The 12,768-nt window shown below is 54.5% G+C and carries 9 protein-coding genes and 1 tRNA gene; 5 read left to right on the top strand and 5 right to left on the bottom strand.

Going from position 1 to position 12,768, the window contains the following annotated elements; all coding sequences use genetic code 11:
* The first annotated feature begins 51 nt into the window (after positions 1–51).
* The 3 genes from KIH39_RS07410 (at position 52) to KIH39_RS07400 (ending at position 5,127) form a co-directional block, all read left to right on the top strand.
* Positions 52–1,392 (top strand): serine/threonine-protein kinase, encoded by a 1,341-nt coding sequence (locus KIH39_RS07410; protein ID WP_213498683.1) that lies wholly within the window; start codon positions 52–54, stop codon positions 1,390–1,392.
* A 317-nt stretch (positions 1,393–1,709) separates the two neighbouring features.
* On the top strand, positions 1,710–3,785 hold the full coding sequence (locus tag KIH39_RS07405) for a S9 family peptidase (protein ID WP_213498680.1): 2,076 nt from the start codon (positions 1,710–1,712) through the stop codon (positions 3,783–3,785).
* Between the two features lie 289 nt (positions 3,786–4,074).
* The gene (locus KIH39_RS07400; protein ID WP_213498678.1) at positions 4,075–5,127 is read left to right on the top strand and encodes an ankyrin repeat domain-containing protein; all 1,053 of its coding nucleotides are present in this window, start codon (positions 4,075–4,077) and stop codon (positions 5,125–5,127) included.
* A 128-nt stretch (positions 5,128–5,255) separates the two neighbouring features.
* Here the strand turns inward: KIH39_RS07400 and KIH39_RS07395 are convergent.
* Positions 5,256–5,328: transfer RNA gene (locus KIH39_RS07395), tRNA-Arg, on the bottom strand.
* A 128-nt stretch (positions 5,329–5,456) separates the two neighbouring features.
* Between KIH39_RS07395 and KIH39_RS07390 the strand changes: the two genes are divergently transcribed.
* The gene (locus KIH39_RS07390; RefSeq protein WP_213498677.1) at positions 5,457–6,440 is read left to right on the top strand and encodes a C-terminal binding protein; all 984 of its coding nucleotides are present in this window, start codon (positions 5,457–5,459) and stop codon (positions 6,438–6,440) included.
* An 18-nt stretch (positions 6,441–6,458) separates the two neighbouring features.
* Positions 6,459–7,328 carry a thioredoxin gene (trxA, locus tag KIH39_RS07385; protein WP_213498676.1) on the top strand — a complete coding sequence of 290 codons (870 nt, stop codon included), beginning with the start codon at positions 6,459–6,461 and terminating at the stop codon, positions 7,326–7,328.
* Here the strand turns inward: trxA and KIH39_RS07380 are convergent.
* The 4 genes from KIH39_RS07380 to KIH39_RS07365 are packed head-to-tail and all read right to left on the bottom strand — an operon-like array spanning position 7,325 to position 12,714.
* On the bottom strand, positions 7,325–8,653 hold the full coding sequence (locus tag KIH39_RS07380; RefSeq protein ID WP_213498675.1) for an NAD(P)/FAD-dependent oxidoreductase: 1,329 nt from the start codon (positions 8,651–8,653) through the stop codon (positions 7,325–7,327). The genes trxA and KIH39_RS07380 overlap by 4 nt on opposite strands.
* Positions 8,643–10,346: an ArnT family glycosyltransferase gene (locus tag KIH39_RS07375; RefSeq protein WP_213498674.1), complete on the bottom strand. Its 1,704-nt coding sequence runs from the start codon at positions 10,344–10,346 to the stop codon at positions 8,643–8,645. Before KIH39_RS07375 ends, KIH39_RS07380 begins: the two co-directional genes overlap by 11 nt.
* Entirely contained in the window at positions 10,343–11,497 is a 1,155-nt protein-coding gene (locus tag KIH39_RS07370; protein ID WP_213498671.1) for a glycosyltransferase family 87 protein, read from the bottom strand. Before KIH39_RS07370 ends, KIH39_RS07375 begins: the two co-directional genes overlap by 4 nt.
* 11 nt (positions 11,498–11,508) lie before the next feature.
* Complete coding sequence (locus KIH39_RS07365; RefSeq protein WP_213498666.1) at positions 11,509–12,714, bottom strand: iron-containing alcohol dehydrogenase; 1,206 nt, start codon at positions 12,712–12,714, stop codon at positions 11,509–11,511.
* Positions 12,715–12,768 lie beyond the last annotated feature (54 nt).

Here is a 12,768-nt window from a genome sequence, read left to right as displayed (position 1 = left end):
CCGATTGGCTTCTCGCATTGTTGGTAACAGGACCTTCCCTAGGAGCCAGCCATGACCGATGAAACCATCTTTGCCGCCGCCCTCGAAAAAGCCGATCCAGCGTCCCGAACTCACTATCTCGAGGAAGTTTGTGCAGGAAATCCGGAGCTTCACCAGCGGATCGAAAATCTCCTCCGGGCCCACGACAAAGCGGGAGGGTTTCTGGAGAATTCGCCGGTCCCCGCGGCCAGTCCCGCTAATCTGTTAACGCAGGACCTGACCGGACCGGAGAGTGGCTCCGACGATTTGAAGGAAACGATGACCTTCCTCCGTCCTTCCGAGAGGTCGGGATCGCTCGGCCGCATCGGACACTACGAAGTTCTGGAAGTCTTGGGACGCGGAGGTTTCGGGATCGTTTTTCGAGCCTTGGACGAAACCTTGCAACGGGTGGTGGCGGTCAAGGTGATGGCCCCTCATCTGGCGGTCGCTTCACCCGCCCGTAAGCGATTCTTACGCGAAGCCCGCTCCTCGGCCCGGGTGCGGCACGAGCATATCGTTCAAGTGTATGCGGTGGAAGAAGATCCCATCCCCTATCTGGTGATGGAGTTCATCCCTGGAGAAACTCTGCAGCAACGGCTCGACCGAACAGGCCCGTTGGAACTCGAGGAAGTGCTTCTCTTCGGGAAACAAATTGCCGAAGGGTTGGAGGCTGCCCATGCTCAGGGGCTGATTCACCGCGACATCAAACCGGGGAATATCCTGATCGAATCGGGAGCCCAATTATCGATCAAAATCACTGATTTCGGCCTGGCGAGAACGGCCGACGATGCCAGCCTGACCCAGTCCGGCATTATCGCCGGGACACCCATGTACATGGCTCCCGAGCAGGCGCATGGCGACAAGCTCGATCATCGCGCGGACCTGTTCAGCCTAGGCAGCGTGCTTTACACCATGTGCTCCGGGCGGACGCCGTTTCGAGCCCGCAGTGCACTCGCGGTGTTAAAACGGGTGGCCGAGGATACGCCGCGGGACATCCGGGAGATCATTCCCGAAGTTCCGCAATGGCTATGCGATCTGATCGCCCGGTTACATGCCAAAAATCCGGAAGAGCGGATCGGAACGGCCCAGGAAGTCGCGGATTTGCTCGGTCAGGGTCTGGCGGCTTTACAGACCGGACAAACCGAGTCGACTCCGGTAATTACACCGGTTACTGATAAGCCGAGGGAAGCAGAAAGCCGGATTCCGGAGCGGAGGGAAGTCATTGCCCAACCCGATCCAACCCACCAACATAAGCCGCGCAAACGCCGTTGGGACATCGCGTTGGCCGTATTCGTATTTCTCTTTTTTGTGCTCGGTCCGGGTGGTTTCATTTTGCGGGAGATAGCCCATCGAATATTCTCACCGGCGAGGTAAGGTCAAAGAGGAGGTACTGAAGGAGTTATCGACTTGATGCGAACGACTGTTCTCGACAAAGAGTAGATGAGATTGTCGATTGTATGGGGACCTCCGTCCAGGAGGCCTTGGACGCAATCTCGGATTACAAGTTAGGACAAACGGGAGGATCCGGTCCGTGCCGCTCGCCGAAATGGAAAAGACTTTGAGACGAGTAAAGATTTGTTGTAATAAAATTTGATTTAGCGGTTCATGACTGTAATCCGCCATAATGCGCATACAAGTAAAGAGGGTTAATCACTCGAAACTTTTCACAAGTAGCTGGCATCGGAGTTGTTATGAAAATGTATGCCATCGGGATTCTTGGAATACTATGTTTTTTGTTGCAAACCCCGTCAAAGGCAGGCGACGAAAATCCTGGAGATGAAATCTTCCGCCCCCTGGATGTGTTTCGGCTCGAATATGCATCGGACCCGCAAATTTCGCCGGATGGCAAACAGGTCGTCTATGTTCGCAATTTCTTGGACATCATGAAGGATAAGCGCCGATCCAATTTATGGATCGTCAACAGTGACGGTACGGATCCTCGGCCTTTGACATCTGGAACGCAAAACGATTTCTCGCCGCGCTGGTCGGCTAACGGCAAGAAGTTGCTTTACATTTCCAGTTCAAGCGGCACGCCGCAAATTCATTGCCGCTGGATGGATAGTGGACAGACGGCCAAACTTACGAATCTTACTTCCGCACCTGCGAATGCCGTTTGGTCACCGGACGGAGAATGGATAGCCTTCGCCATGACGGTCCCGGAAAAATCTGAGGCATTTGCGGAAATGCCGGAAAAGCCCGAGGGTGCAGAATGGTCTGCTCCCCCCAAGGTAATCCAAAAACTCCTCTACCGCGCGGATGGCGAAGGTTATTTGAAAGACGAACATATGCAGTTGTTCTCCGTATCCGCCGAAGGCGGTGCCGCGCGACAGCTCACGAGCGGCCCCTACGACCACGTCGCACCGGTTTGGACCCCTGATAGTAAAGCTTTTCTCTGCTCGGCGAATCGACACCCCGACGGCGACTACGATCCTCTCAATAGCGAAATTTACGAATTAACTCTCGCCGATAGAAAGATCCGGGCGCTGACCGATCGAAAGGGACCCGATTCGCAACCAGCTATTTCCGCCGACGGGAAGCAGATCGCCTACATTGGATTCGATGACGAGCATAAGGGTTATCAATCTCATCATCTTTACATCATGAATCGTGATGGCACCGGGAGCAAGCTTCTTGCCGGCAAGCTGGATCGAGATATACATTCTCCTCTCTGGCGTAAAGACGGTAGCGGCGTCTACTTCCTGTACGAAGATCACGGCACCACCCGAATTGACTTCGTTTCGATCGATGGAAAGATAGAGTCTCTCGCGGCCGACCTCGGCGGTGAGGATTTCGGTCGCCCTTACTCGGGAGGAAGTTTTACTCTTTCTGATAATGGCACATTGGCTTTTACGACGACTCGACCTGCATTTCCGGCTCAGCTGGGAGTGCTTACGCCCACTGCCAAGCGAATAGTGACCCGCTTGAACGAAAACTTACTCGGCCACAAAACGCTCGGGCAGGTGGAACGCATTCAATACAAGTCCAGCCACGATAATCGAGAGATCGAGGGTTGGATTGTCAAGCCGCCTCATTTCGATGCCAAGAAGAAGTATCCCTTAATTCTGGAGATTCATGGCGGCCCTTATGCCAACTACGGCGAGCGTTTCAGTGCCGAAATACAACTTTATGCTGCCGCCGGTTACGTTGTTCTCTACACCAATCCGCGCGGCAGCACCGGCTACGGCGAGGAGTTCGCTCAACAAATCAACGGCAAATATCCCGGTAACGATTACGACGACTTGATGTCCGGTGTCGATGCACTCCTGGCGAAAGGCTACGTCGATAAAGATAACTTGTTTGTGACTGGCGGCAGCGGAGGCGGCGCTTTGACGGCTTGGATAGTCGGCAAGTCGAAACGTTTTAAGGCCGCCGTCGCCAGCAAACCGGTCATCAACTGGTATAGCTTTGTGTTAACCGCCGACGAGTATTCTTTCTTCGGCCCCTACTGGTTCGGAACGCACCCATGGGAGAAACCCGAGGAGTATCTGAAACGTTCGCCGATCTCGCTCGTGGGCAATGTGACAACGCCGACGATGCTGATGACCGGCGAAGTCGATTTCCGCACTCCCATGTCCGAGTCGGAGCAGTTTTATCAGGCCTTGAGGCTTCGCAAGATCGATACGGCCCTGGTGCGTATTCCCGGTGCATCCCATAACATTGGCGCCAGGCCGAGCCAAATGATCGCCAAGGTGGCTCACACATTGAAATGGTTTGAGAAATATCGAAATTTGCCCGAAGCTGCAGAAAAGAAAGATGCTAAAAAGTGACGACTACGCTTTTTTGAGTTCGATTCGACTTACATGGCTGACCGGTAATTTGTCATTTGATTTTAGCTACTTCCATGGCTAGGCCCAACTGCAAGCGGCGTGTCGGCCCGAAGAAGGCAAGAAGAGCACCGGAAGTTCGTGAAACCTGATTTTTCTTGTCCCGTGCTTGTACAACTTAGGCAACGTGCCGGCGTCTTGCCTATCACCCTGCTTTATACTGATCGACGCTCCAAAATGTTACCGGCGCCGGTTGCATTACGCAGCTTCATTCAAAGTAGTGACCTAGCGCATGGCAAAGGCGAAAAGAAAAACACTTCCAAAGGAATTTGAAGTTTTGCTGGAAAAGGGGACTGTAGCCGAGCTCAAAGCCGTATTCGACATCTGTGAAATCGACGCTCGTGGTGGATACAGCAAACAGACGGCGCTTGCCTTCGACAAGTGCCCCGATGACCTAGCACGGTGGCCGGTAGCTCAAGGAGCGGACTTATCCGCAACTGATAGCTGGAGCAATACACCGCTTCATCATCGCGCGAGAAGCCGGCGGAGTCGCCTCAACGTACTGCTGGAATTAGGCGCCGACGTTAACAAGGCCACCAGTTCGGTTGGCACGCCGCTCCATGCAGCAGCCGATTCACACAACGTGGGTCATGCCCTGTTGTTGCTTCAGCACGGTGCCCGTGTTAATGAACTTAATCGTGACAAGCTGACGCCGCTCGAATTGGCCTTGCGTAGCTGCAACAATATTGACATCGAAAACATGGTGACGCTCGCGAAAGTCTGTCTAGAGGCTGGAGCGGAGAAAACTCATCGCATGCCGGGATTCGTCGAAGAAATCGGCAAGCGCTTCGAGTTTCACCGTAGCGGTTTCGCTCCCGAGCATGTGGATGCTGTGAGCAATGCGCTGGGCGAACTGTACAAAATCTTCGAGGTAACGCCTGTGCCTCGCCGCCAGGTTCACGACGGCAATTCGCCCATAGTTGTGCGAGCGAAGACGTGGCAAACACAACATGATGAGCTGTGGAACCTGCTGGTCCCTTCGCAAGGCTCCGCAGCAACCGTGCAAGGAGAGGTGATTCGCATTTCCGGACGTATCTCCGACGAAATGAAACGTAATGGCGGGGCTAATTGGGACGCGGAATACAAAAGCATGGCCGACGCATTCCTTGAGCACATGCAAAGTGGCAAGCCACTTTCACCACCAGATATTGCCGAAGCCGTGGTCATCGTTACTGAGGTGAAACGCAAGTCCGGCGACACCGACCGTATGGCAGAGTTGGCCGTGAGGTGGGTTATGCAGAACCCTCATCGCCTCAAGCTAAAACCGCCGTCGTATCGTCGATAGCGGCCGCTGATGCTCAGTGTTCCAGCCTGCTCCGGTCACATAGCCCGGGTAGAGTTGGTTTGTCGACCTCGAGATCCATTCATCATAAAAAAAGAACCGAGCTTTCGCCCAATCCTCATTCACGCCAATGCCCCCGACAAGATTCGAACTTGTGACCTACTGTTTAGGAAACAGCCGCTCTATCCCCTGAGCTACGAGGGCTTATCCAATAAGGGTATGGGGGCAGGGGGGTTGGGGATAGGGCTTCCGATTACTCCCGTTGAAATAGCCGCCCGAACGCTTATCCTAGCGCATATCCTTACTTTTTCGCTGGGCAGGCCGGTATTCTCATGAAAGTTGTGATCTCCGACTTTATTCACGATTCTTTACAACCCGAGAAGAAAATTCTCGGCGATTTAGCGACGGTTGAGTCGCTCAACGGGTTCGCGGAAGCCGAACTCTGGGGCCGCATCGATGAGGCCGATGCGATTATGATGTACCACAATCTGGCCCTCACCTCGAAGACCATTGAACGCCTCAAGAACTGCAAATTGATCGTTCGCTGCGGCGTCGGTATCGACAATGTGGATTGGAAATTCGCCCGAACCCAGGGCATTCCGGTCGCGAACGTTCCCGATTACGGCTCCGAAGAAGTCGCGGATACCGCCCTGGGAATGCTTCTATCGCTGACTCGCGGCATTTCCTTTTTGAACCAGCGGCTGATCCGCAGCCAGGGAGAATATTCCTATTCTCAGGTTGCTCCTCTTCGTCGACTGCGCGGCCAGACCTGTGGCGTCATTGGCGTCGGTCGGATTGGCACCGCCTTTGTCCTGCGGGCCAAAGCGCTCAACATGCGAGTCGTCTTTTACGATCCCTATGTCTCCGACGGGGTGGAAAAAGCCCTGGGAGTCGAGCGGGTAAACTCTCTCGAAGAGTTACTGCAACAGTCCTACGCCGTTTCCGTTCACTGTCCTCTCACTCCAGAAACCCGGCATCTGATCAACGCACAGACTATTGAACTGTTGCCGAAAGGATCCTTTTTAGTCAACACCGCCCGGGGAGCCATCGTCGATACCACAATTATCCCGCAAGCGATTGCCAGTGGACGGCTCGCGGGGGCTGGAATCGATGTTCTGGCCGATGAACCTCCCGAACCAGAGAATCCACTCGTGCTGGCCTGGCGCGATCCCCAAAATCCTTGCCACGATCGGGTCATTCTGAATCCCCATTCGGCTTTTTATTCCGAGGAAGGCCTTACGGATATGCGAGTAAAGGGAAGTCAGGCGTGCCGAAATGCCCTGTTGGGACTACCCTTAAGGAATGTAGTGAATTGAAAAGGACCGGAATCCAATATGCAAAACGCTGAATCGCTGAACTATGTGATTGACGTCGAGGAGTCGAACTTCCAGGCCGATGTCATCGAACGTTCCAAAGATACGCTGGTACTGATCGACTTTTGGGCTCCTTGGTGTGAACCTTGCCGACGGCTGGGACCGCTCCTCGAAAAAATCGCCGGCGAGAGACAGGGAACGGTGGTCATCGCCAAGGTGAACACGGATGAAAACCCGGAACTCGCCAGTTATTTCCAGATCGAAGGGATTCCGGCGGTCTTTGCCATCAAGGAATCGCAGGTCGCCGATCAATTCACCGGTTTGATGCCGGAAGCCGCTTTGAACGAATTCGTCGATAATCTGGCTCCGAAGCCCCCGACCTCGGAAGAGGCTCAGGCCGAAGAACTCGAAAAGACCAAACCCGAAGAGGCCGCCAAACTCTACCGGGCGATTCTGGAGAAAGATCCCAACGAAGATAAAACGCGGCTCAGTCTGGGCCGCGTTCTGGTCGGCCTCAAACAATATCACGAAGCTCGGGTGGTTCTGCAACCTTTGGGCGATGCGGGCGATTTCGGGGCCGATGCGGAACGGTTGCGCAAGCAGATGGATATGCTCGAATCGGCACCGGCGCAGTCCGAGGTCAATGAATTGCAGAAGAAAGTGGCCGCGGCTCCGGAAAATGCCAAGTTGCGCTTTCAGTTGGGGTCGCTGCTGGCCAAACAAGCGAAGTATCAGGAAGCCCTCGATAATCTGCTGATCGCCGCCGAGCACGACCGCGAATTAGGTCGCAACGATGTGAAGAATCTGATGGTCGATATCTTTCACATCATTGGGGTGCGGAGTGAGCTGGCCGATGACTATCGAGCGCGGTTGCAGAACCTGCTTTATTAAACTGTCGGCGGTTGGGAGACTGCCCCCACCACCGGTTTCATATCTTCTTCGCGGGGATGCGTGATCAGCAGAGCTGATCGGTTTCGCGTGAAATAGGTCCAGGACCACTGTAGCATCACCAGCAGGCGATTTTGGAACATGATCAGATAATTGATGTGCACGAACAGCCAGGCGAGCCAGGCCAGGTAGCCGCCGAAATTGATTTTGGGGAAGGGCAATTCCACCACCGCCTGGGCCCGGCCGATGGTCGCCATATTTCCTTTGTTGACATAGCGGAAGTTGCCCGGATCCTTGGCTCCAACCAAGCGCGATTTTAATTTGCGGGCGACAAATTCCCCCATCTGCATGGCGGCCGGTGCCAGACCGGGAACGAATTTTCCCTCTTCCATCGGCGCGGCGGCAATATCGCCGATGACGTAAATGTCGGGATGATTGGCCACGCTGAGATCGGGCAGGACAGGGATTCGCCCGCCCCGATCGACCGTGACGCCACAGGCGGCGGCCACTTTCGCTCCGATGGTGTTGCCCTTAACGCCCGCACCCCAGACAATCGCCCCGGCATAGATCTTCTGCAAGGATCCCTGGTGATCGACGACAATATGATCGGGATGAATCTCCTTCACCCGCGATTTCGTCCAAACTTCGACTCCCATCTTTTCCAAGCTGTGCAGGGCCCGGGCCGAACTTGTGGGTTCGAACGCGGCGAGTAAGCGATCGCTGCCTTCAACCAGGAGAATTCGGGCTTTGGTCGCGTCGATTTTGCGAAAATCCCCTTTCAGAGTGTGGTGAGAAAGTTCGCTGATGGCCCCGGCCATCTCCACACCGGTCGGGCCGCCGCCGATGACCACGAAAGTCAGGAGTCGATTGATTTCCGCTTCATCGGTGGAAAGTTCGGCCCGTTCGAACGCGGAGAGCACGCGAGCTCGAATTTCGGTGGCTTCTTCAATCGATTTGAGCCCGACGGCGTGGGTCGCCCACTGATCGTTGCCGAAATAGCTGTTGGTGGCCCCCGCCGCGATTACCAGCGTATCGTATGGGAGTTTTTTGTCACCCAGAAGGATCTGTCGGGTGGTGAGGTCTAGGTCGACCATTTCGTCCATGACCACGCGACAATTGATCTGTTTTCGAAACAGTTCGCGTAACGGGGTGGAAATGTTAGCGGGGGAGAGGCCTCCGGTAGCAACCTGATAGAGCAGCGGTTGAAACAGATGGTGATTGCGTTTATCGACCAGAGTGATATCGATATCGGTTTTTCGGAGAGCCTGTACCAGGGAGAGGCCTCCAAAGCCGCCCCCGACCACCACCAGATGATGCTTATTTTGCATGCGCAACCTGTTCTGCTAGGCGTTCAATTCTCTCCCGCATTTTAGGTTTGTCTCGCAAATCGTATACCCAGATTGCCAATCCGAGTCGGGTGACGGGTTCGAATTCTAAAAGCCAGCGATACATCTCGTGATCCTTCAGATGTAGTCCTTGCAGGCACGAGACGCTGATCGCCACGTAATTGGGTTTCACTGCATCGGGTTGAGGTTCCGGCCAGGGTGCCAGGCGTCCCCAGGCCGGCAGCGGAATAAAATCGATTCCATAAGCCTCGGCGGGGGCGGTGCCGATATAGGCGAGATAGATCGACTTTTGATCGTTCGCCGCCATCCAATTCTTGAGTCGAATCAGATCCTGGCCCCAATCGAGGTTGGAGTCGCCCAGCGTTTCCCAGAAATCATATCCATAGGGTTTGGTGAAATCCGAGCTTGAGCTCTGCAACTGGTAAGCGAGTTCTAAGCCGCGCAGTCGGAATCCGAAGTAGACATCGACTCCCAAAAGGAGTGAAATCAGCCCGATCCAGCAAGTAATACTCAGAAAACGCCTATTCCGAGTGAATACCGTTCTGCAAAGCAAGACTCCGCAGACCAGAATGTGTAAAGCTATCACCGGCAGAATAATGCGAATCCCGAGATCGACGCGCAAAAAAGACATTAGCCCGAAAAATAATAGGGGGGGCACGAGCAGAAAGAGCCAATCCGGCATCGAACTGACTTTGGCGAGAACCTGTACGCTAGCCGCAGTTATCAAAGAGCACACAATTAAGAAAGTTGCGAGTTGAAGGGCTGGAGTCTGCTTCAAATAAAAGGTTGTCAGAAAGTAGTGATACCAGCCTCGGGTGGAGATTTCGCCCATCAGATAAAACTCCGGCGGATCGAAATTGTTTCTCACCAGCTGCTGCTTCAGTCCCTGCCCGAACTGCGGAAACTGAAAGAAAAAATAGCAGGGTAATAACGCCAGCGTGGCGATCAGGCAAAGCCGAAACAGAGCCGTAAACGGCGTCATCGCGGGAGAGATGTTTTTTCGGCGATAGAGGAGAATTATCCAACAGACGAAAAGACCCGGCAGGAAAAACAGAGCCGAGAATTTGCTGGCCAGCGAGAGGCCGATGGCGACACCCGAGAGGATAAACCAGAATCGACCGGGCTTCCGAAAGTATTCCCAGGAACAGTACGTTGAAGCAAAGGTAAACAGCGTTAAGCACATATCGCTGTTGATGATGCAACTGAAGGCGAGCAGATTCGGCTCGCTACAGGCCAGTCCCAGACAGAAACAACCGGCTAGAAGCCCGAACAGCCGGTAGCTCCACCAGCCGATCAACACCACCAAAGCCAGTCCCACCGGGACGCTCGACCAGCGTCCCCAGGCCAGGACTTCCTGCGGCGGCAGCGCGGAACGAAACAGAAAATCGTTGGCGATATTCCACATATCGCTCCGGTCCCATTGTTCGCCGGTCGGTTGAAACGGTAAGTGCTTGAACAGATAGAGCGGCAGGCTGGCTATCAATTTCGAGAGCGGCGGCGTCTCGTGATTCAGTCGAAAATCCCCGCGCGACCAGTAGGAGTAACCAGCCGAGAGGTGCACTCCTTCATCGAAGGTCGCCGAATTACTCTCAATAAACACCTGGGCTCGATACAGAAAGAAAAACAGACACGTCGCTATCCAAATTACGACGGCGAGGCTTCGGAAATATTTCATGTCGGAACTCGATCAGTGCTCGGCCGGTTCAGAGCCCGGGTGAGGCCGTACAAAAGCCCCATCAGCAAAGGGTACCACAGGAATTCGACGTGGAACCAATTCCACCGCAATAGCACGGCGGCTTGCGATAACAAAAACGAAAAAAAGAGCAGCGTCCGACCGAGAGAAGTCGGCCCGCTCTTCCAGAGGTAGGCGGCCTGCAGAAGCGGAATCAGCAGTAACACCAAATCGAAGGGCCAGGCACCATAAGGAGACAAGATGACGGAAAGCAGTACTCCGACCGGTAAATGATCGAGTCGGGGTTGATAGCGGCCCCAGGCATAAAAAATCAATACTACGAAACCCGCAATCGAGACAGGCACGAACTGGACCCAGAACTGTTCGGGAGCCACCGTAATCCGGAGCCAGTAGCTGAGAGTCGGATTTTCCCAGTCCCGGAGGGTATCGTGTTGGGCCGAAGCTTTCAGGGCGAGCGACGTTTGATAGTCGCTCCAGAGGTAAGGGCGGAAGAGAAGCAAAAACGCAGACAACACCGCCAACGTGACCAGGGAGCTGCAAACCACCTTGCGATAGTAATGCGAACGATAACAGCGAAGTGCCACACCCAGTCCCACCAGTAAGAGGAGGTGCGGTTTAATCGCTGTGAGGCTAAACGCGATTCCCGCCAGATAAGGCTTTTCTCGTCGCATCGCCCAGACAAAAGCCGAAAGCCCCAACAAAACCAACCCGGTGAATTGGCCCCAAGCTAACAAAAAATAGCTGGGAGCAAACAGCAGCGGTAACCAGAGCGGCGGAACCGGAACATATTGACGGGAGAGAAGATAAGTGGACCAGAAAATCGCGATCAGGATGCCGATCATCCACAGGAGCACGGCGAACTTGAAAGGAAGATAGCCCAGCGGCGTAATCCAGGCCAGCGACCAGGGAGGATTCCAGAGCATCACCGCCTTGCCCAAGCGGGGATCCTGCGTCTGTTCGGTTTGTAACAGAAGGGCGGGATCGTATGGATTTTGTCCGGCGATCAGGAGCTTGGCCGCCCCCCAATACTCAATCGTGTCGATCGGAACGAATACATCTTCGCGCTGCAGGTATTCGTTGAAGAGCCAGATTCCCAAGCCCAGGATCAAAGCGAATAGAAGAGCGAATCGCATCGAAACAAATTTCACAACGCCTCACGATAGATACCCAAAATATCCGCTTCCGTGGGATAGACCGGATTCACTTTCATCAAGCGTTTGATCGAGAACGCTTTGCTCGCAAATCCGGCCAGTTGTTCTGGTTTCACACCCAGTTGAGTCAACTTACCCGGCACTCCGATGCTTTCCCGCAGGTTTTCCACGGCGGCGATGGCCGCTTGAGCGGCTTCCTTCTCAGAGAGTTCAGCAGTGGATTCTCCCAGAAATTCGGCGATCTCCCTCAGTGCCGTCATCCGGACTTTAGAATTGTACTTCATGATGTAAGGCAACAATAGCCCGTTTCCGGCGCCATGCGAACAGTGCGTCGCGGCCCCCACCGGGTATTCCATGGCGTGCACCAAAGCGACTCCGGCGTTGGAAAAAGCGAGTCCGCCGAGTGTGGCGGCGAGCGCCATCCCTTCGCGGGCTTCGTAATCGCTCCCATCGTTGACCGCCCGTTTGAGATACTGGCCACACAGACGGATGCATTTCTCGGCAAACGTATCGGCCAGGAAATTCTTACCCTGATAAACCGACGGTTCTCCTTGCGGAACATCATATGTGGCATTATCGATGGCCGTGTAAGCCTCGACGGCGTGCGTCAGGGCATCGATGCCGCTATCGGCCGTCACTTTCTTGGGGCAGGTCATGGTCAGCGACGGATCGACGATGGCGATATCGGGTCGCAAGTAAGGGCTGAGGGTGGAAACCTTTAACTGAATTTCGGTATCGGTGAATACCGCAGCCTGGGAGACTTCCGATCCGGTTCCTGCGGTCGTCGGGATGCAGATGAGTTTGGTCACGGGCCCGGGAACTTTAAATTCGCCGGTGTAATCGCGCGGATCGCCACCGTGGGCATGCAGAATGGCGACGAGCTTGGCCGCATCCATATTGCTTCCGCCGCCGAAGCCGAGGATGGCTTCGGGTTTTGTGGTCGTGGCCATACTGGCCGCTTTACGAATGACCGCAAGGGAAGGCTCCGGTTCCCCGTCGGGGAAGATTTCCACCGCAATCGACTTGGCACTCAAATCCTTTTGAATCGGCTCAAAGAGGCCGGTTTTCACCATGACCGGGTCGGTGATCACCAGCACGCGGCGGATATTCTGCCGGAGGAGCAACTCGGCTAACAGGCGGTTGCTCTCTTTGCCGAAATAAAGCGTTTTCGAGGAGGCGAAATTCCAGACGGTTCGCATGCGGACCTGCCATTTTCTAGGATGACGATGTTGAATTTTACTTTACCGGAATGC

Source organism: Telmatocola sphagniphila (assembly GCF_018398935.1).
Taxonomy (GTDB): Bacteria; Planctomycetota; Planctomycetia; order Gemmatales; family Gemmataceae; genus Telmatocola; species Telmatocola sphagniphila.
This window is presented reverse-complemented; position numbering and strand designations above follow the sequence as displayed.